The sequence below is a fragment of the Lysobacter panacisoli genome, from assembly GCF_009765165.1.
Taxonomy (GTDB): Bacteria; Pseudomonadota; Gammaproteobacteria; order Xanthomonadales; family Xanthomonadaceae; genus Lysobacter_J; species Lysobacter_J panacisoli.
Map to the genome: position 1 here is coordinate 3,561,358 of NZ_VLNU01000001.1, position 18,822 is coordinate 3,580,179.

The 18,822-nt window shown below is 67.1% G+C and carries 18 protein-coding genes and 1 other RNA gene; 13 read left to right on the forward strand and 6 right to left on the reverse strand.

Features of this window, described 5'->3' with window-relative positions; all coding sequences use genetic code 11:
• The first annotated feature begins 43 nt into the window (after positions 1-43).
• The 7 genes from FOF45_RS16655 (at position 44) to FOF45_RS16685 (ending at position 9,375) form a co-directional block, all read left to right on the forward strand.
• Positions 44-442: a VOC family protein gene (locus tag FOF45_RS16655; RefSeq protein WP_158986830.1), complete on the forward strand. Its 399-nt coding sequence runs from the start codon at positions 44-46 to the stop codon at positions 440-442.
• A complete protein-coding gene (locus FOF45_RS16660; protein WP_158986832.1) occupies positions 439-1,698 on the forward strand; it encodes a cupin domain-containing protein in 1,260 nt (419 codons plus the stop codon). Before FOF45_RS16655 ends, FOF45_RS16660 begins: the two co-directional genes overlap by 4 nt.
• On the forward strand, positions 1,695-2,609 hold the full coding sequence (locus FOF45_RS16665) for a GNAT family N-acetyltransferase (protein WP_158986834.1): 915 nt from the start codon (positions 1,695-1,697) through the stop codon (positions 2,607-2,609). The genes FOF45_RS16660 and FOF45_RS16665 overlap by 4 nt, the downstream gene beginning before the upstream one ends.
• A 260-nt stretch (positions 2,610-2,869) precedes the next feature.
• Entirely contained in the window at positions 2,870-5,701 is a 2,832-nt protein-coding gene (locus tag FOF45_RS16670; protein ID WP_158986836.1) for a 2-oxoglutarate dehydrogenase E1 component, read from the forward strand.
• 99 nt (positions 5,702-5,800) lie between these two features.
• A complete protein-coding gene (sucB, locus tag FOF45_RS16675) occupies positions 5,801-7,009 on the forward strand; it encodes a dihydrolipoyllysine-residue succinyltransferase (protein ID WP_158986838.1) in 1,209 nt (402 codons plus the stop codon).
• Between the two features lie 180 nt (positions 7,010-7,189).
• Positions 7,190-8,632: a dihydrolipoyl dehydrogenase gene (lpdA, locus tag FOF45_RS16680; RefSeq protein WP_158986840.1), complete on the forward strand. Its 1,443-nt coding sequence runs from the start codon at positions 7,190-7,192 to the stop codon at positions 8,630-8,632.
• A 149-nt stretch (positions 8,633-8,781) separates the two neighbouring features.
• Positions 8,782-9,375 (forward strand): LOG family protein, encoded by a 594-nt coding sequence (locus FOF45_RS16685; protein WP_158986842.1) that lies wholly within the window; start codon positions 8,782-8,784, stop codon positions 9,373-9,375.
• Positions 9,376-9,379: 4 nt separating this feature from the next.
• On the opposite strand, the gene FOF45_RS16690 is transcribed toward FOF45_RS16685, so the two are convergent.
• A complete protein-coding gene (locus FOF45_RS16690; protein ID WP_158986844.1) occupies positions 9,380-11,584 on the reverse strand; it encodes a CHASE domain-containing protein in 2,205 nt (734 codons plus the stop codon).
• A gap of 77 nt (positions 11,585-11,661) precedes the next feature.
• The gene (locus tag FOF45_RS16695; protein WP_158986846.1) at positions 11,662-11,901 is read right to left on the reverse strand and encodes a hypothetical protein; all 240 of its coding nucleotides are present in this window, start codon (positions 11,899-11,901) and stop codon (positions 11,662-11,664) included.
• Between the two features lie 165 nt (positions 11,902-12,066).
• On the opposite strand from FOF45_RS16695, the gene FOF45_RS16700 reads away from it, so the two are divergent.
• Complete coding sequence (locus FOF45_RS16700; protein ID WP_158986848.1) at positions 12,067-12,435, forward strand: DNA-binding protein; 369 nt, start codon at positions 12,067-12,069, stop codon at positions 12,433-12,435.
• A 103-nt stretch (positions 12,436-12,538) separates the two neighbouring features.
• Positions 12,539-12,892, forward strand: a transfer-messenger RNA (tmRNA) gene (gene ssrA / locus FOF45_RS16705).
• Positions 12,893-12,944: 52 nt separating this feature from the next.
• Here the strand turns inward: ssrA and FOF45_RS16710 are convergent.
• Positions 12,945-14,024: a DNA topoisomerase IB gene (locus FOF45_RS16710; protein ID WP_158986850.1), complete on the reverse strand. Its 1,080-nt coding sequence runs from the start codon at positions 14,022-14,024 to the stop codon at positions 12,945-12,947.
• 60 nt (positions 14,025-14,084) lie between these two features.
• On the opposite strand from FOF45_RS16710, the gene FOF45_RS16715 reads away from it, so the two are divergent.
• The gene (locus FOF45_RS16715; RefSeq protein WP_158986852.1) at positions 14,085-14,702 is read left to right on the forward strand and encodes a GIY-YIG nuclease family protein; all 618 of its coding nucleotides are present in this window, start codon (positions 14,085-14,087) and stop codon (positions 14,700-14,702) included.
• Positions 14,703-14,707: 5 nt separating this feature from the next.
• Here the strand turns inward: FOF45_RS16715 and FOF45_RS16720 are convergent, their stop codons facing one another.
• Together FOF45_RS16720 and FOF45_RS16725 are read right to left on the reverse strand one after the other, a co-directional pair.
• Entirely contained in the window at positions 14,708-14,974 is a 267-nt protein-coding gene (locus FOF45_RS16720; RefSeq protein ID WP_158987619.1) for a cupin domain-containing protein, read from the reverse strand.
• A gap of 109 nt (positions 14,975-15,083) precedes the next feature.
• On the reverse strand, positions 15,084-15,356 hold the full coding sequence (locus tag FOF45_RS16725; protein WP_158986854.1) for a GlsB/YeaQ/YmgE family stress response membrane protein: 273 nt from the start codon (positions 15,354-15,356) through the stop codon (positions 15,084-15,086).
• Positions 15,357-15,477: 121 nt separating this feature from the next.
• Here FOF45_RS16725 and FOF45_RS16730 point away from each other — a divergent pair, with 121 nt between their 5' ends.
• The 3 genes from FOF45_RS16730 (at position 15,478) to FOF45_RS16740 (ending at position 18,275) form a co-directional block, all read left to right on the forward strand.
• Positions 15,478-15,960 (forward strand): MgtC/SapB family protein, encoded by a 483-nt coding sequence (locus FOF45_RS16730; protein ID WP_158986856.1) that lies wholly within the window; start codon positions 15,478-15,480, stop codon positions 15,958-15,960.
• 74 nt (positions 15,961-16,034) lie between these two features.
• Positions 16,035-17,759, forward strand: coding sequence for an ABC1 kinase family protein (locus FOF45_RS16735; RefSeq protein WP_233264175.1), 1,725 nt, complete (start codon positions 16,035-16,037; stop codon positions 17,757-17,759).
• Between the two features lie 120 nt (positions 17,760-17,879).
• Positions 17,880-18,275: a CBS domain-containing protein gene (locus FOF45_RS16740; protein WP_233264176.1), complete on the forward strand. Its 396-nt coding sequence runs from the start codon at positions 17,880-17,882 to the stop codon at positions 18,273-18,275.
• Positions 18,276-18,380: 105 nt separating this feature from the next.
• Here FOF45_RS16740 and FOF45_RS16745 read toward each other — a convergent pair whose 3' ends face one another.
• A complete protein-coding gene (locus FOF45_RS16745; RefSeq protein WP_158986860.1) occupies positions 18,381-18,737 on the reverse strand; it encodes a hypothetical protein in 357 nt (118 codons plus the stop codon).
• Positions 18,738-18,822 lie beyond the last annotated feature (85 nt).

Genomic DNA, 18,822 nt, shown 5'->3' on the forward strand with positions numbered 1-18,822 from the left:
ATGGACGCCCGGCGCGCGATGCGCCGGTCTGGAGACGGTGCCCATGAAGCTGCTCGTCAACATCGACGTCGACGATCTCGCCACGGCCGAAGCGTTCTACACGCAGGCGTTCGGGCTGCGTCCGGCACGCCGCTTCGGCGATGACATGCTCGAGCTGCTCGGCTTCGAGGTTCCGCTCTATCTCCTGCGCAAGGACGCCGGCACCGCTGGTGCTGGGACTTCCATGCGCAATTTCGCACGACACTGGACGCCGATCCACGGCGACGTCGTCGTCGAGGACCTGGAGGCCGCCCTGGCCCAGGCCCTCGCCGCCGGCGCGCGCCGCGAAGGCGACATCCGCGAGGCCAGCTGGGGCCGCATCGTCACCGTGTCCGACCCGTTCGGCCACGGCTGGTGCCTGCTCCAGTTCCTTGGCCGCGGCTACGACGAGATCGCCACATGAGCAAGAAGACCCCCACCAAGAACACCGCTGCAAAGAAGGCCCCCGCCGCGAAGGCATCGGCCGCGTTGCCGATCGAAATCGACGCACGCGCCCTGCCGCCGCTGGGCATGACGCCGGAGAAATTCCTGCGCGATTACTGGCACAAGCGGCCGCTGCTGATCCGTAACGCCTTCGCCGGCTTCGAATCGCCGCTGCAGCCCGAAGACCTCGCCGGGCTGGCGTGCGAGGAAGGCGCGCTGTCGCGCATCGTCATGCACGACCGCGCCAACGATCGCTGGACCCTGCGCCAAGGGCCGTTCGAGGAGGAGGAATTCCCCGGCATGCCGCACCAGGACTGGACCTTGCTGGTGCAGGACATGGACAAGTGGGATGCCGACCTCGCGGCGCTGCTGGACCACTTCACCTTCATCCCGCGCTGGCGCATCGACGACGTCATGGTGTCGTTCGCCGCGCCGGGCGGTTCGGTCGGTCCGCACACGGACCACTACGACGTGTTCCTGCTGCAGGCGCAGGGTCATCGACGCTGGCAGATCGATGCGGGTCCGAATCCTCCGCAGGATTTCCGCCCGGACGTCGAACTCAAACTGCTGCAGTCGTTCACTCCGACCCACGACTGGGTGCTGGGTCCGGGCGACATGCTGTACCTGCCGCCGAGCGTGCCGCACAACGGCGTGGCCGAGGACGCCTGCCTGACCTTCTCGGTCGGCATGCGCGCGCCGTCCGCAGCGGAGCTGCTCGGCGATTTCGTCGACACGCTCGCCGCCGACGCTGACGACGCCCTGCGTTACGCCGATCCGGACCTCACGCCGCCGGCCGATCCGGCGGAAATCGACGCGGCCGCGATGGACCGCGCGGTCGCCGCGCTGAACCTGCTGCGCATGAACGACCCCGATCGACTGGGCGACTGGTTCGGCCGCTTCATGACCGTCTACCGTGCGGCCGGCGAAGTACATGCCGGCGAGCTGACCCGCTCGCGGATCGAGATCGAATGGGATCTCGACCACGGTGCGACGTTGCAACGCCATCCGTGGTCGCGCATGGCCTGGCGCCGCGCGCACCGCGCGGGCGAACCGGCGCGCCTGTACGTAAGCGGGCACGACTACCCGTTGCCCGCCGCCGAGGCCGCCCTGCTCGCCAATGCATCGGTGCTCGACGGCGCCGCGTACGGCACGCTGTCGGAAGCCGCCCGCGACACCGTGTTCGGGCTGATGCAGGCCGGCCACTACCGGCTGTCGCTGGGAGACGAAGAGGAATGAGCGCGACCGGCATCGCCAGCGGTTTCAGCGTCGAGCCGATCGGGTTCGCCGACGGGCTGGATGCGCTGCGCCACGTGCGCGATGCCGTCTTCGTGCAGGAACAGGGCGTGCCGGTGGAGATCGAACGCGACGCCCTCGACCCGCTGTGCCGGCACGTCATCGCCCGCGACGCGCAGGGCCAACCGATCGGCACCGGCCGCCTCACGCCCGACCGTCGCATCGGCCGCATGGCGGTGCTCGCCGACTGGCGCAACCGCGGCGTCGGCGAAGGGCTGCTCAAAGCGCTGCTCGCGCAGGCCCGCGAACTGCACTGGCCGGAAGTGACCCTGCATGCGCAGGTCCGCGCGCAGGCGTTCTACGCCAGGCAGGGTTTCCTGCCCTACGGCGAACGCTTCGTCGAAGCCGGATTGGACCACCAGTCGATGCGGCTGCTGCTGGACGCGGTGAACCCGGTCGAGAGCCGCGAAGCCGGGCTGGCCGCGCTGCTGGGCGTGCTCGACGGCGCCCGTCGCCAGGCTCTGGTCTATACCCGCGATCTGGACCCCGGCCTGTTCGACCGGCCCGAGGCGCTGGCGGCCCTGCGCCGCTTCGCGGTCGGCGGCGGCGAGGTGCGGATCCTGCTGCAGGACCCGGCCGCACCGCAGCGGGCCATTGCGCCCCTGCTCGGCCTCGCCCAGCGCCTGACCACCGCCTTCGCCCTGCGCGCGATCGAGGAGCCGGTGGATCGTGACTACCCCTCGGCCTACGTCGTCAACGACCGCGGCGGCTGGTACTTCCGGCCGCTCGGCCACCGCTTCGACGGCGAGACCCGCCTCGACGGGGACGCGCGTGCGCGCCAGCTGCGCGCCCATTTCGAGCCCGTCTGGGAGCGTGCCCGACCCTGCTCCGAATACCGCGCGCTGGGCCTGTGAAGGCCCGCCGGCGCCCACGCACTTGAAGCACGCCGCTACGGCCCAACGCTATGTACGGCCCTGCATGCGGCCGTCGTTCCGGGCGATGTGCGCGGGACCGTTTTCGCGATCGGTCGGCATTCCCGTTTCGACGTAAGTGGTAGGCGTTTGCCGCCGTGCAAGGGCTATAATTCCGAATCTTGGCGCCTGAATAGCGCGGATCGCGCGCAATCCAGGCTTACCCCCGCACTTTCCCCACCAGAGTTTTCCCGATCGCCATCGTGGACAGTCTCCTGAAGCAGTTCTCCCAGTCCTCCCAGCTCGGCGCCAATGCCGCTTTCGTCGAAGACCTGTACGAGCAGTACCTGGTTTCCCCGGACAGTGTCGACCCCAAATGGAAGGCGTATTTCGACGGCTTCAAGGGTCGCGAGGCCGGTGACGTCCCCCACTCCGCGGTCATCGAGAACATCGCCGAAGCCGGCCGCCTCGCCGCGCGCGGCGTGGTTGCCGTGGCCGCCGGCGCGGGCGACGAACGCGAGCGCCAGGTCGGCCGCCTGATCACGGCCTACCGTTCGCGCGGCCACCTGGGCGCCAACATCGACCCGCTCAACCTGCTGCAGAAGCCGGACGCGCCGGACCTCGACCTGGCGTTCCACCAGCTGACCAATAGCGACCTCAACGCCGAATTCAGCACCGGCGGCGTGGGCGGCTTCGACCGCATGAAGCTGGGCGACCTGCTCGGCCTGCTCAAGGCCACCTACACCGGCCCGATCGGTGCGGAGTTCATGCACATCGCCGACGCAGAACAGCGTCGCTGGATCTATGAGCGCCTGGAGAAGGCCGGCGGCAAGTTCGGCCGCACCGCCGCCGACAAGAAGCGCATCCTTGAGCGCCTCACCGCCGCCGATGGCCTGGAGCGTTACCTCGGCACCAAGTACGTCGGCCAGAAGCGTTTCTCGCTGGAAGGCGGCGACGCGCTGATCCCGCTGATGGACACCACCATCCGCCGCGCCGGCGAACAGGGTGCCAAGGACGTGGTGATCGGCATGGCCCACCGCGGCCGCCTCAACGTCCTGATCAACACGCTCGGCAAGCCGCCGCGCCACCTGTTCGACGAATTCGAAGGCAAGTTCGAGCACGTCCACAGCGACCTCGCCCACCAGGGCGACGTGAAGTACCACATGGGCTTCTCGGCGGACGTCGCCACTCCGGGCGGCCCGGTCCACCTGGCGCTGGCTTTCAACCCGTCGCACCTGGAAATCGTCGACCCGGTGGTCGCCGGTTCCGTGCGCTCGCGCCAGACCCGCCGCGGCGACAAGGGCGCCGAGCAGGTGCTGCCGATCCTGATCCACGGCGACGCCGCGTTCGCCGGCCAGGGCGTGGTGATGGAGCTGTTCCAGATGTCGCAGGCGCGCGGTTTCCGCGTCGGCGGCACGGTCCACATCGTCATCAACAACCAGGTCGGCTTCACCACCAGCGCCGTCCAGGACGCGCGCTCCACGCTGTACTGCACCGACGTGGCCAAGATGGTCGGCGCGCCGGTCCTGCACGTGAACGGCGACGACCCGGAAGCGGTGGTGTTCTGCGCCGAGATGGCGCTCGATTTCCGCAACAAGTTCGGCAAGGACGTGGTCATCGACCTGGTCTGCTACCGCCGCCACGGCCACAACGAGGCCGACGAGCCGGCGGCGACGCAGCCGGTGATGTACCAGGTCATCCGCAAGCACAAGACGCCGCGCGAGCTGTATGCCGCGAAGCTGGTCGCCGAAGGTGCGCTCAGCGCCGACGAGGCGCAGGCGCTGGTCGACGGCTATCGCCAGAAGCTCGACGACGGCGCGGTCACGACCGAAGTGGTCGAGGTCAAGCCGGACGAGTTCACCATCGACTGGTCGAAGTACCTGTCGGGCAAGCTCACCGATCCGGTCGACACCACGTTCGAGCGCAAGAAGCTCGACAAGCTGGCGGCGACGATCAACGACGTCCCGACCGACCTCAAGCTGCATCCGCGCGTGGCGAAGATCTACGAAGACCGCCGCAAGATGGTCGCAGGCGAACAGCCGGGCGACTGGGGCTTCGCGGAGAACCTCGCCTACGCGACGCTGGTCGACGAAGGCTACAAGCTGCGCCTGGTCGGCCAGGATTGCGGCCGCGGCACGTTCTTCCATCGCCACGCGATCCTGCACGAGCAGACCAACGACGAGTACGTCCTGCCGCTGCGCCGCCTGGTGAAGAACCCGTCCGACGTGACCATCATCGACTCGCTGCTCAGCGAGGAAGCGGTGATGGGCTTCGAGTACGGCTACGCCACCGCCGATCCCATGACGCTGGACATCTGGGAAGCGCAGTTCGGCGACTTCGCCAACGGCGCACAGGTGGTGATCGACCAGTTCCTGTCCTCGGGCGAGGCCAAGTGGGGTCGCCTGTGCGGCTTGGCGCTGTTCCTGCCGCACGGCTACGAAGGCCAGGGCCCGGAGCACAGCTCCGCACGCCTGGAGCGCTTCCTGCAGCTGTGCGCGCTGGAGAACATGATCGTCTGCACGCCGACCACCCCGGCGCAGGCGTACCACATGATCCGTCGCCAGATGCGCATGACCACGCGCAAGCCGCTGGTGGTGATGACGCCCAAGTCGCTGCTGCGCCACAAGCTCGCGGTGTCGACGCTGGACGAACTGGCCAAGGGCGAGTTCCAGCACCTGATTCCGGACGCCACGGCCGACGTGAAGAAGGTCAAGCGCGTCGTCGCCTGCGGCGGCAAGGTCTATTACGACCTGCTGGAAGAACAGCAGAAGCAGGGCCTGGACGACGTCGCCATCCTGCGCATCGAACAGCTGTATCCGTTCCCGCGCGCGATGCTGGCCGCCGAACTCAAGCGCTTCAAGAACGCCACCGATGTCGTGTGGTGCCAGGAAGAGCCGCAGAACCAGGGCGCGTGGTACCAGATCCGCCACCACCTCGCCGCCTGCCTGCAGTCCGGCCAGACCCTGCACTACGCCGGTCGCGCGCGTTCGCCGTCGCCGGCCGCCGGTCACCTCGCCGACCACGTCGCCGAGCAGACCGCGCTGGTCGCCGATGCATTGAAGAACCCGCTGCGCGGCGAGATCACCGCCGAGTAAGTCCGGGCACGTCACGGTCGGCTAACCGCCGGCCGTGAATGCTCGAAACGCCACCATCACCACGTACGCCATACCGCACGTCATCAGGATGCCCGCCCCATGAGCACCGAGATCAAAGTTCCCGTTCTGCCCGAATCCGTCTCCGACGCCACCATCGCGACCTGGCACAAGAAGGTCGGCGATGCCGTGAAGCGCGACGAGAACATCGTCGATCTGGAGACCGACAAGGTCGTGCTCGAAGTGCCCTCGCCCGTCGATGGCGTGATCAAGGAAATCAAGTTCAAGGAAGGCGACACCGTCACCAGCCAGCAGCTGATCGCGGTCGTCGAGGAAGGCGCTGCCGCCGCCGCGCCGGCACCGGCCGCCGCCTCCATCGACGCCAAGAACGATGCCGCCGCCAAGGACGTCGCCGCGCCCGTGCAGCCCAAGGCCGAAGCGCCGAAGGCCGCCGCCGGCGTCGAGCAGCTGCCGCCGGGCGCGCGCTTCACCGCCGTCACCCAGGGCATCGATCCGGCGCAGGTGGAAGGCACCGGCCGTCGCGGCGCGGTGACCAAGGAAGACCTGGTCAACTACGCCTCGGGCAAGAGCGCCGGCGTCGCCGGCGGCGCGCGTCCGGAAGAGCGCGTGCCGATGACCCGCATCCGCGCGCGCATCGCCGAGCGCCTGATGCAGTCCAAGAACTCCATCGCCATGCTCACCTCGTTCAACGAGGTCAACCTGGGCAAGGTCATGGCCATGCGCAAGGAGCTGGGCGAGCAGTTCGAGAAGGCCAACGGCATCAAGCTCGGCTTCATGAGCTTCTTCGCCAAGGCCGCCGCCAACGCGCTGCAGAAGTACCCGGTGGTCAACGCCTCGGTCGATGGCAGCGACATCATCTACCACGGCTACGCCGACATCTCGATCGCCGTGTCGACCGAGAAGGGCCTGGTCACGCCGGTGCTGCGCAACGTCGAGCGCATGGGCTTCGCCGACATCGAGAAGGGCATCGCCGACTACGCCAAGAAGGCGCGCGACGGCAAGCTCGGCCTGGACGACCTCCAGGGCGGCACTTTCACGATCACCAACGGCGGCACCTTCGGTTCGCTGATGTCCACCCCGATCGTCAACCCGCCGCAGAGCGCGATCCTGGGCATGCATGCCATCAAGGAGCGCGCGATCGTCGAGAACGGTCAGGTCATCGCTGCGCCGATGATGTACATCGCGCTGTCCTACGACCACCGCATCATCGACGGCAAGGAAGCGGTGCTGTTCCTGGTCGACATCAAGAACCAGCTCGAGAACCCGCACCGCATGCTGCTGGGCATGTAATGCACTTGAGCCCCTCTCCCGACGGGAGAGGGGTTGGGGTGAGGGGCGAACGAAGCCGCGATCTCAACGCTCTGCATTGATGGATCGCCGGTAGTTTTTCGTTATCGCTCCGCTCCCCCTCATCCGCCCTTCGGGCACCTTCTCCCGACGCGAGAAGGGAAAGACTTTAAGGATCAAGAAATGAGCGAACAGCAGAACTTCGACGTCATCGTCATCGGCGCCGGCCCGGCCGGTTACCACGCCGCCATCCGCGCGGCGCAGCTGGGCCTGAAGACCGCGTGCATCGACGCGGCGCTGGGCAAGGACGGCAAGCCGGCGCTGGGCGGCACCTGCCTGCGCGTGGGCTGCGTGCCGTCGAAGGCGCTGCTGGACAGCTCGCGCCAGTACTACAACCTGCAGCACCTGTTCGGCGAACACGGCATCACCACCAAGGATGCCAAGATCGACGTCGGCACCATGATCGGTCGCAAGGACAAGATCGTGAAGCAGTTCACCGGCGGCATCGCGATGCTGTTCAAGGCGAACAAGATCACGCCGTTCTACGGCTTCGGCCAGCTGCAGCCGGGCAACGTGGTCACCGTCAAGCAGCACGACGGCAGCACGGTCGAGCTCAAGGCCACCAACGTGATCCTCGCCGCCGGTTCGGATTCGATCGAACTGCCGTTCGCCAAGTTCGACGGCGAGAACATCGTCGACAACGTCGGCGCGCTGGACTTCACCGAGACGCCGAAGCGCCTGGGCGTGATCGGCGCGGGCGTGATCGGCCTGGAACTGGGCAGCGTGTGGAAGCGCCTGGGCGCAGAAGTCACCGTGCTCGAAGCCCTGCCCGACTTCCTCGCCGCCGCCGACAGCGAAATCGCCAAGGTCGCCGCCAAGGAATTCAAGAAGCAGGGCCTGGACATCAAGCTGGGCGCGAAGGTCAGCAACACCGAGATCAAGAGCAAGGGCAAGGCGAAGGAAGTCGTCGTCACCTACACCGACGCCGAAGGCGAGAAGACGCTCACCGTCGACAAGCTGCTGGTCTCGGTCGGCCGTCGCGCCGCGACGAAGGGCCTGCTCGCCGACGGCACCGGCGTGAAGCTGGACGCGCGCGGCATGATCGAAGTCGATGCGCACTGCCACACCGGCGTGAATGGCGTCTGGGCCGTGGGCGACTGCGTGCGCGGTCCGATGCTGGCGCACAAGGGCTTCGAAGAAGGCATCGCGGTCGCGGAGCTGATCGCCGGCCTGCCGGGCCACGTCAACCTCGACACCATCCCGTGGGTCATCTACACCGAGCCGGAAATCGCCTGGGTCGGCAAGACCGAGCAGCAGCTCAAGGCCGAAGGTACGCCGTACAAGGTCGGCACCTTCCCGTTCGCCGCGATCGCGCGCGCCGTCGCGATGGGCGAGCCGGCCGGCCTGGTCAAGGTCATCGCCCACGAGGAAACGGATCTCATCCTGGGCATGCACCTAGTTGGCGTCGGTGTCTCGGAGCTGGTGCACGAAGGCGTACTGGCGATGGAGTTCAAGGGCTCCGCCGACGATCTCGCCCGCATCTGCCATGCGCATCCGACGCTGTCGGAGGCCATCCACGACGCGGCGATGGCAGTGTCCAAGCGCGCGATCCACAAGGCCAACTGAGCGGCGGGATTCGTGATCCGGGATTCAGGATTCGTCAGAAGCGAAACGCCTATGCCGGACACTCTCCCAAGCACACCAAACGCCGGGCTCGCGCCCGGCGTTTGCGTTTGCGAATCCCTAATCTCCAATCCCGAATTCCGAAAGAAACCATGAAGACCCTCTGCGTCTACTGCGGCTCCAATGCCGGCTCCCGCCCGATCTACACCGAACGTGCGATCGCGCTGGGCACGCGCCTGGCGAAGGACGGCATCGCGCTCGTTTACGGCGGCGGCAACGTCGGCCTGATGGGCGTGGTCGCCGACTCGGTGCTCGAAGCGGGCGGCGAGGTGATCGGCGTGATCCCCGAGCAACTGGTCAACTGGGAAGTCGCGCACAAGGGCGTGACGCGGCTGGAAGTAGTCGGCTCGATGCACGAGCGCAAGGCGCGCATGTTCGACCTGTCGGACGGCTTCGTCGCCCTGCCCGGCGGCTTCGGCACCCTCGACGAAATGTTCGAAATGCTGACCTGGCGCCAGCTCGGAATCGGCGACAAGCCGTGTGCGTTCTTCGATGTCGAAGGCTTCTACACGCCGCTGATGGGCATGCTCGATCGCATGGTCGCCGAGCGCTTCCTGCACCCCGAACAGCGCGACGACCTGTGGCACGGCGACGACCTCGACGCGATGCTCGCGTGGATGCACGCCTACAAGCCTGCGCAGGCCGACAAGTGGATGGACGAGAAGCGCCGCAAGGCGATGCGCTGACCCGTCACTCCACCAGCTTCTCGCGCGGCAGGGTGAACCAGAACGTCGCGCCCCGCCCCACTTCGCCTTCGGCGCGGATGCTGCCGCCGTGGCGCTCGACGATGCGCTTCACCGAGGCCAGGCCGATGCCGTGGCCGGCGAAATCCTCGTTGTGATGCAGGCGCTGGAACGGCCGGAACAGCTTGTCAACGTAGTCCTGCGAGAAGCCCGCGCCGTTGTCGCGCACGAAGTACTCCGGCCCGAACTCGCCCATCGCCATGCCGAACTCGATGCACGCATCGAGCCGGTCGCGGGTGAATTTCCACGCATTACCCAGCAGGTTGCCGAGCAGGTTGCGCAGCAGCGCCGCGTCGCCGATCACGAACAGGTCCGACTCGATCCGCACGTCGACCTGGCGCTTGGGATCGCCTACCTTCAGTTCTTCCACCACTTCCGTCGCCATGCGGCTCAGGTCGACGCGTTCCAGCCGCAGTTCGCCGCGGCTCACCCGCGACATCTTCAGCAGCGCATCGATCAACTCGCCCATGCGTCCCGCGGCGCGGCGCACGCGCACGAGGTAGGAACGACCGGTGTCGTCCATGCCGGCGCAATGGCGTTCGAGCAGGATCCGGCTGAATCCATCGATCGCACGCAGCGGCGCGCGCAGGTCGTGCGAGACGCTGTAGGCGAAGGCCTCCAGCTCCTGGTTGGCCTGGCTCAGCTCGCGCGTGCGCAGTGCCACGCGCGCTTCCAGCGTGCGGTTGAGCGCGTGCACGCGGGCCTCGGCGCGCAGGCGTTCGGTGACGTCCTCCACCTGCACCAGGCCGGCGATGTCCTGTCCCACGTTGCCCGGCACGGGCGCATAGGTCAGCTGCGCCTGGCGTGGTTCGCCGCCTTCGCGATGCAGGCGCCGCGTCGCGCGATGCACGCCGAGCGCGTCCGTGGTGCCTCGCGCATGCGCGATCATTTCCGGCTCATCGCTCTCGAACAGTGCGTCGAAGCGCATCCCGGCCAGTGCTTCGGGTGTGAGGCCGACGATGGTCGACAACGCGGGATTGGCCTCGACGATATGGCCCTCGCTGTCGAGCAGCGCCTTGCCTATGGCCGAATAGCGCATCGCCGAGCGGAAACGCTGCTCGCTCCGGCGGAAATCCTCGGTCATGCGCACCGCGATGCGGTAGGCCTGCGCTTCGGTGCGCGCCAGCATCCACGCGATCGCATACAGCAGCAGCGACGAAAACAGGCCGAGTGCGAGCAGGTTCTGCAGCCCCTGCAGCCGCGGTGCGGCGACCGCGAGCGGCGGTGATTCGAACTCGGCGCGCCAGCGGCGTCCGTACAACTCAAAGGTGGTGGCATGCCGGAACGCGGGCGGCGGGCGTTCGGCGGGCGTGTAACTGGCGAACAGCAGGCGCGACTCGCTGCCCGCGACGTCATAGATGCGGAACGCGGTGTCGCTGCGCACCGCGCCCATCGCGTTGCGCACGAAACCCTCCATGCGCAGCGGTGCATAGACCCAGCCCTGGATCTCCGTGCGCCGCGTGGTGACCGTGCCGGGCCGTCCGCCGCCGCGGTACACCGGCAGGTACAACAGCAGGCCGGTATTGCGCAGCGGCCCATCCTGGATCAGATGCACGGGACCGGACAGCGTGGCATTGCCGGACGCTACGGCCTGATCCATCGCCACGCGCCGCACCGGCTCGGAGTACATGTCGAAACCGATCGCGCCGACATTGGCCGGCGTCTTGGGCTCCAGCAGCAGGATCGGGCTGTAGTCGCGCCGTTGCCCGCGCGGCCACACCTCGAGCATGCCGTGTCCGGCCTGGCGCCATTCCACCTGCAGCTCGGGCAGGCGCATCGCCGAGACGAACTCGGCGAACCCCAGACCGACCATGCCCGGGAATCGGCGCTGGATGTCCATGCCGTCCACGTAGCCCTGCCACTGCATCGGCGTCGGCCGTGGGCGCGTGACCGAGGCGAACATCGACGCCCCGCCCCGCGCGACCAGCTCATAGCGGGTCATGCCCTGGCGCAGCAGCTCGGTGATCTCGGCCGTCTTGGCAATGAACTCCGCCTCCGCCGCGCGCAGCTCGCGCTCGCGCGCCGCCCGCCAGGCCGAGAACACCAGCACCAGCGATCCCACCAGGACGATCAGCGCAAGCAGGTAGCCACGGCGCGGCGACAGCTCGGCCAGTTCGGGCCCGCGGACATCCCTGGCGGCATCGGAACTCATGCCACAAGCATACCGTGCTGAGAATTTGCCGCATTCAGGCCATTCCGCCTCGCCCCGACGGGGAGGAAACGCGCATTTCAGTCGACTGGCGATCCATCCGCCGGCAGCGGATCGGCTCCGCCCGCGTCCGGCAGCGCCATCAACTGCATGGCATCGACGCGGAAGCCGCAGGCCTGCGCCATCACCAGCGCCCGCTTGCGCGTGGTGACGAACCCGCGCTTGCGCATGCGCCGCAACATCTCCGTGCTGATGCCAGCCGCCGTCGCCGCCGCCTGTGCGGTCTCGAAACACGCCACGTACCGAGCCACCGGATTCATGAGGACGTCCCTTTCGCTGTGGATGACGACATGATTACCACCTGTGGATTGCATCGCTCAACAACTTGAACGTGTATTTTTCTCACGAAGCGTGCGCAACAATGAGTTGTGGTCGCCGCCGCCGCGTCCTGCGAAAGCCCGGCCTAACGAATCGAGCGCACGGACATGGCCCAATACCCGCACAAGGATTTCGCACGTCGCCTACATCAGGCACTGGATTACGCCGCCTTCCCGACGGCACGCCAGCGCACGGGTTCCGTGGCAGAGGCCTACAGCGTGAGCCGCGAAACTGCCCGCAAGTGGCTCAGCGGGCTGTCGCTCCCGGAGTTGGAGCGCATGCTCGAGATCGCGGTGAAGCAGAAGGTCAGCTTCGAATGGCTCGCCACCGGCCGCGGCACGCTTGAAGGCAAAGGCCTGCACGTGCGCGAGCAACCCAGCAAGTACGACGACACCGAAGAGCTGCGCCTCATCGGCCTGATGCGCAAGCTGCCGCGCAAGAAGCGCCGCGCGCTGATCCATCTGCTGGAAGAGTAAAACCGCGCCCAGGCGGCTTGAACGCACGCCGACCGCCCCGCCATCGCCGCTTGTGCCGGCGGACTTCGCCCCTATACTGGACACGTCAGCGTGAGCTGTCCCCGGGGGTGCACTGGCTTCGACGGGGGTTGCGAAATCGCCTGGCGCATGCCGAGGGGGTAGCTTTCCTCGTAAATCCAGCTGCAAAACTCTAGTTGCCAACGACGACAACTACGCTCTGGCCGCTTAAGGCCTAAGCCCCGAAACTGCTTGTGTCCGTGCTCGCAGCGTAGGGTCATTATCACGGAATCGCCGGGAGTGGCTGCCTGCCAGCACCCGGTTAACCCATAGCAGGCTGGTTCCTGGATGCGCTTTGCGCGCCGTGCTGTCCGGGGACGAGATCTAACGGAGCGCTAAGCATGTAGTGCCGGGGATGGAGTGCCTTCGGACGGGGGTTCAATTCCCCCCACCTCCACCAACACCGAAAAAGCCGCCTTTGGGCGGCTTTTTCTTTTTCACGGCGGCGACGCTCACCCCTTCCGGCTGCGCCGCAACAGACGCAATGCCGCCTGCTCCCACTGGCGCTCGCCGCGCGCGGAGGCAACGGCGCGCTGCAGGCGGCCGTCCTGCCAGCAGTCGAACACCACCGGGTCGATGTAGGAACTGCGGCACACCGCCGGCGTGTTGCCGAGAGACTTCGCAACCTGCGCGATCACTGTGTTGCGCAGCGCGGTCGTCGCCGTCGCATCGGGTTCGCCGTCCTCGCGCAGCGGCACATCGCTCGCCGCGAGCAGGCGGATCGCGGCCAGCGTACCGCCCCAGGTGCGGAAGTCCTTGGCGGTGAACGCCTCGCCCATCGCCTCGCGCAGGTAGTCGTTGACCTGTCCCGAATCCACCGGCTGCACCGAACCGTCGTCGTCGACGTACTGGAACAGCATCTGCCCCGGCAGTTGCTGGCATCGCCGCACCAGACGCGTGAGTCGGGCGTTGTCGAGCACGATGTCGTGCTCCTGCCCGCCCTTGCCGCGGAAATGCAGGTGCAGGCGCCCGCCGCGAAGGAACTCGACGTGCCGATTGCGCAGCGTCGTCAATCCGTACGATCGGTTGCCGCGCTCGTATTCGACGTTGCCCACGCGCAGCAAGGTATCCGCGAGCACCGATACCACGATCGCCAGCACCTTCTCGCGACCGAACCCTCGCCGCGCCAGGTCGCGCCGCAGCACACGGCGCAAGCGCGGAAGCGCTGCGGCGAAGGCGACGATGCGATCGAACTTCCGCGCATCGCGCACGACCTTCCAGCGCGGGTGGTAGCGATACTGCTTGCGACCGCGCGCATCGCGTCCCGACGCCTGCAAATGGCCGTTCGCGCGGCGACAGATCCACACATCGCGATACGCCGGCGGGATGGCAAGTGCACGGATGCGCGACAGCGTCTGCGCGTCGGTCACGTGTCGTCCATCCGGATCGACGTAGCTGAATCCCTTGCCCGCGCGGCGCCGACGCAGACCGGGCTCGTCGTCGTTCACATAGACCAGTCCGCCGTCACTGGCGGACTCGACACTGCCATTGGTGTCGAGGCTGGCATTCGCGGGAGCGTTCGATCGAGCCATGCGGCGAGCATTCCGCGTCGAGCATCAACGCCGCGTCGCGAAGTGCGGGATGATTCGAGGATGGCGTTCCTGCGCAGCTCCGACCCCGACACGCACGGCCCCAGCGAGGGCGCCTGCTTCCTGTATGTGCTTCCCTGCGCGTACGAGGACCTGCTCAAGCTCGGCTTCTCGCGGCATCCACTGGAACGCATGCAGGCGCTGCATCCGCGCTACTACGAGTTCTTCGACCTCGACCGCGCATTGCTGGTGGAAACCGACACGGTGCGCGACGCGCGCGACCTCGAACTGCGGTTCGGCCGCGCACTGACCGAACACGGCGCGCCCTCGCCACTGACCGTGCGCCGCGAAGCCGCCGGGCACACCGAGTGGTACCGCGGCGCCTACAGGCGACTCGCGGACGAGGCGAGACAACTGCGCGCGCAAGGCCACGTCGTGCACGAACCGCTGCGACCGTGGTTGCGTAAACAGCTGGAAAACCACGCACAGGGACTCTACGACTGGGCCGTGGCACTGCTCGAAAGCGTGCAGCACGAACCCGCGCAACTCGACGCGCCGGAGCTGGTCGGATTGCGTCGCCGCGTGGTCGATGCACTCGACGCGTACGTCGCGCTTGACCTCGATCTCGACCAGCACCTTCCGCCCGCACTCTCGCAATGGCAGCGCATGCGCGTGCGCTGAAAGCCCTACTTGCGCCCCGCGGGTAGCGGTTCCTCATCCATGCGGTAAGCCGGCGGCGAATACAGATTGATCGTCTTAAGCAGCGTGCGACCCGTATTGCGGATCTCGTGCCGCTCGCCTCGCTCGATCACGATCAGGCTGCCGGCACCGAGCTTCTGGCGTCGTCCTTCGACGATCGCCAGGCCGGTGCCGGATACCACGAACAACCACTGATCGGCGCCGCGATGGCGGTTGTCCGGACCGCCCTCATGGCCGCCCGGAGCGATGACCATTTCGGCCGCCTGCACCTTGCGGACCGCGAAAGCGACCCGGAATCCCTTGCCGAACCGGAAGCGCTTGTGCTTCACGGCGCTTGTGCTTCACGGCTCTCGCGTCGCGATGTCAGCGCGCCCTGCCGCGCGTGAACAGATTGACGATGGCCAGCAGCACGATCGCGCCGACCAGCGAAAGCAGCAGTCCACTGATGCTGAAGTTTCCGTCGTTGATGTCGCCACCGCCGATGCCGAGCGCGCCGCCCAGCCAGCCGCCGATGAACGCGCCGACGATTCCGACGACGATGTTGAGCAGCAGGCCCTGCTGCGCATCGCGACGCATCACGATGCTCGCCAGCCAACCGATCACGCCGCCCACGATCAACCAGATGATGATGCCCATGCTCCACCTCCTCGTCCGATGAACGGCGGGATGGTAGGCAGGCCATCGTGACGCGCGCGTGTGTGCGCAATCCACACGGTCGTGACGTGGCCTACACGGGCACGGCACCACTTTGGGTCGCATGGACTGGATGCTGCAGCTGCAGGTGCTCGCCGACACCGCCATCGCGATGGCGCTGGGCGGGGCGATCGGCTTCGAGCGCGAGCTGAAGAACCGCCCGGCGGGGTTCCGTACGCACATGCTGGTAGCCGGCGCGGCGGCGTTGCTCGTCGGGCTGGGCCAGTTGGTGCTGGAAGACCATCGCTTGGACAGCGACCTGCGCGTCACCGTGGACCCGCTGCGACTGGTCGAAGCGGTGATCGCGGGCGTGTCCTTCATCGGCGCCGGCACGATCTTCGCGCGGCGTGGCTCCGACGTCGTCGTCGGCATCACCACCGCGGCGTCGATCCTGATGGTCGCGGTGATCGGCGTGATGTGCGGCTTCCGTTACCACCTGCTGGCGGGACTGGCGACCGCATTGACCCTGCTGGTGCTGAGCGCGATAGCCACCGTCGAGCGCAGCCTCGCCGCGAAGGCGAGGAAGCTCCGCGACAAGCAGGACTGAATGCGCCGCACACGGCCTCACGAAGCCTTCGCAGCTGCTGCCTATGCTGGCACCGCCATGAAATCTCGCGCGTGGTGGAATCCCACATTCGCGCGGCGCGCGGTCGCCGCGGCGGCATGAACACGCAGGTGCAGAGCCTCGCGCGCACGGGCCGCATCGTGCGCTTCCTCATGCGTTATCGCGGCACCGGCGTGTTTACCGGCCTCGACCTGCGTTCGACCGCGCCTATCCCCAGTGAGACCGAATCCTTCGACCACCGCCCGGAGCAGTTCGTCGACGATCTCGAAGCGCTGGGACCGACCTTCATCAAGCTTGGGCAGGCGCTGTCGACGCGTCCCGACCTCGTGCCGGCGCCCTATCTCGCCGCGCTCGCACGCACGCAGAGCCACGCCACGCCGGTCGAATGGGATGCGATCCGCACGCAAGTGGAGAACGCACTCGAACGTCCGCTAACGGAGGTGTTCGCGTGGTTCGATCCCGCGCCGCTCGGCTCGGCATCGCTCGCGCAGGTACATCGCGCGCGCCTTCTCGACGGCCGGCCCGTCGCGGTGAAGGTTCAGCGTCCCGGCGTCGCCGACGAAGTGCGGCAGGATCTCGCGGTACTCGAATCCATCGCCAGCGGTGTCGATCACACCACCGGACTGGGCCAGCGCGTGCGTTTCTCCGACTGGGTGCACGAGTTCCGCAAGGCGCTGATGGGCGAACTCGACTACACGCTGGAAGCCGCGAACCTGGAACGCTTCTCCGAGCACCTCGCCGACTATCCCGACCTGCTGATTCCACGCCCGGTGTGGCCACTTACACGCACGCGCGTGCTGGTGATGGACCTCGTCAACGGTGACCCTCTCAACGGCCACCTGCACCTGCGCCTGCCGGTCGACGCTCGCGAAGGATTGTGCGAATCGCTGCTGCGCGGCTACCTCGACCAGATGTTCGTGCACGGCGAGATCCATGCCGATCCGCATCCTGGCAACCTTCTGATCACCGACGACGGCCGCCTCGCGATCATCGACCTCGGCATGGTCGTGCACGTGCCACCGCGCCAGCGCACGCGCCTGCTCAAGCTGATGTTCTCTTCGGTGGAAGGACGCGGCGACGATGCGGCGGACGAAGTGATCGCGCTGGGTACGCGACTGGAGACCTTCGATGAGGAACGCTACCTGCGTGAGTCGGGGCAGCTGATCGCACGCTATGCCGCGCACGCGGGACTACAGGATCATTCCGAAGGCCGGTTGATGCTCGACCTCACTCGCATCGGCGCGATGTGCGGGCTTCGTACGCCGCCGGAACTGAGCCTGCTCGGTCGCACTCTGTTGCATCTTGAAGGCGTGTGCCGGCTTCTGGCGCCGCACCTGAACGTGCAGAAGATCATCGGCGATCACATGCCGCGGATGATCACCGCGCAGATCCGTCGCTCTCTGTCGCTGCCGGCAATGGCGGTGGAAGCGGTTGAGTTGCAGGGGCTGGTCCAGGACGCCCCACGAAAGCTGTCGGCGGCGCTGTCACTGCTCGCCGAGAATCGGCTGCAGGTGCGCATCACCGGGCTGCAGGAATCACGTCTGATGGAGAACCTGCAGAAGATCGCCAACCGAATCGCTGCAGGCGTGATCGTGGCCGCGTTGATTCTCGCGTCCGCCCTGCTCCTGCGCGGCGCGGGAAGCGGCCAACCCAATCGCTACGAATGGCTCGCGCTGGTGCTGTTCCTGGTCGCCACCGCACTCGGCTTGGGTCTCGTCATCAGTGCGCTGCTGCGCGACCGCAAGGCGCGTCCACGCGAAGAACGCGGTCCTCGCGGCTGACCAGCGGCATCGCTTTCACGCCCTCTACGCGCACGCTTCACGCGTTCGCAATCGCGCGCGTGCCACTGTGCAAGGTCTATACGACCGCAGGAGCGAAACGCGATGAAAGTAGCTGAGATCATGAACACGAACGTCTTCCTCACCGCCCCGAACCGCAGTATCCGCGAGGCGGCCGAGACCATGCAGCGCATGGACGTTGGCAGCCTGCCCGTCGGCGATGGCGACCGCCTGGTGGGCATGGTGACGGACCGCGACCTCGCTATCCGCGCGATCGCCCGCGGGCTCGGCGCCGACACACCCGTGCGCGAGGTGATGACCGACCAGGTCCGCTACTGCTTCGACGACGAGGATGTCGAACATGTCGCGCGCAACATGGCCGACCTGCAGGTGCGGCGTCTGCCGGTGATCAACCGCGACAAGCGACTGGTCGGCTTCGTCTCGCTGGCCGACTTCGCCCACAGCGGCGACGACCAGTCGTCCGAGGAGCTGCTGAAGGGCGTCGCCAAGCCGCACTGATCGGACTGCCGACGCGGTCAGCGGATACAGACACACAAGAATGATGGCGACCCGAGGGTCGCCATCTTCGTTCCAGTACGCGTAGATCCCGCTTGCGTCACCGTCTCAACGGATGGTGGCGAAGCCGAAGTGCGGCTCTGACCCCATCTTCGCCGTCGCGCTGCGCTCAGCCAGGCGTGTCCATGCGGCAAGCGCCACCGGGAGCGCCTCGTTCCAATCCAAACGCGACACGCCGCGAATGCGTTCGTACGTGTGTTCGAGGTTGTCGGCCATGCCGTCGAAGTCGTTGCCGTGTCCGCGAAGGTAGGCGTCCAACCCGAGTTTCAGCGCCGGCAGGTAGTCGATGCTGCGGAAGCCCGGAACATAGTTGCGGTAGTGGCGCATCCAGTGCGCGACCTCTTCCTCCATGTCGACCGCATCCACCACGATCGAATGTTCGCCGTAGTACAGGTTCGCGTTCATCGTCTCTCTCCAAATGACTGACTGCCTCGCTGCGCCGCTCCTTCGATTCAGATTCGTCTACATCCGATGTGGACAGACAATGCGA

Bases quoted from the DNA above. Each gene is read 5' to 3' on its own strand.
- FOF45_RS16660 (WP_158986832.1), top strand. From the start codon at position 439: ATGAGCAAGAAGACCCCCACCAAGAACACCGCTGCAAAGAAGGCCCCC.
- FOF45_RS16715 (WP_158986852.1), top strand. From the start codon at position 14,085: ATGGCGTTCCTGCGCAGCTCCGACCCCGACACGCACGGCCCCAGCGAG.
- FOF45_RS16740 (WP_233264176.1), top strand. From the start codon at position 17,880: ATGAACACGAACGTCTTCCTCACCGCCCCGAACCGCAGTATCCGCGAG.
- FOF45_RS16665 (WP_158986834.1), top strand. From the start codon at position 1,695: ATGAGCGCGACCGGCATCGCCAGCGGTTTCAGCGTCGAGCCGATCGGG.
- FOF45_RS16745 (WP_158986860.1), bottom strand. From the start codon at position 18,737: ATGAACGCGAACCTGTACTACGGCGAACATTCGATCGTGGTGGATGCG.
- FOF45_RS16725 (WP_158986854.1), bottom strand. From the start codon at position 15,356: ATGGGCATCATCATCTGGTTGATCGTGGGCGGCGTGATCGGTTGGCTG.
- FOF45_RS16730 (WP_158986856.1), top strand. From the start codon at position 15,478: ATGGACTGGATGCTGCAGCTGCAGGTGCTCGCCGACACCGCCATCGCG.
- FOF45_RS16700 (WP_158986848.1), top strand. From the start codon at position 12,067: ATGGCCCAATACCCGCACAAGGATTTCGCACGTCGCCTACATCAGGCA.
- FOF45_RS16710 (WP_158986850.1), bottom strand. From the start codon at position 14,024: ATGGCTCGATCGAACGCTCCCGCGAATGCCAGCCTCGACACCAATGGC.
- sucB (WP_158986838.1), top strand. From the start codon at position 5,801: ATGAGCACCGAGATCAAAGTTCCCGTTCTGCCCGAATCCGTCTCCGAC.
- FOF45_RS16655 (WP_158986830.1), top strand. From the start codon at position 44: ATGAAGCTGCTCGTCAACATCGACGTCGACGATCTCGCCACGGCCGAA.
- FOF45_RS16695 (WP_158986846.1), bottom strand. From the start codon at position 11,901: ATGAATCCGGTGGCTCGGTACGTGGCGTGTTTCGAGACCGCACAGGCG.
- FOF45_RS16720 (WP_158987619.1), bottom strand. From the start codon at position 14,974: ATGGTCATCGCTCCGGGCGGCCATGAGGGCGGTCCGGACAACCGCCAT.
- lpdA (WP_158986840.1), top strand. From the start codon at position 7,190: ATGAGCGAACAGCAGAACTTCGACGTCATCGTCATCGGCGCCGGCCCG.
- FOF45_RS16690 (WP_158986844.1), bottom strand. From the start codon at position 11,584: ATGAGTTCCGATGCCGCCAGGGATGTCCGCGGGCCCGAACTGGCCGAG.
- FOF45_RS16685 (WP_158986842.1), top strand. From the start codon at position 8,782: ATGAAGACCCTCTGCGTCTACTGCGGCTCCAATGCCGGCTCCCGCCCG.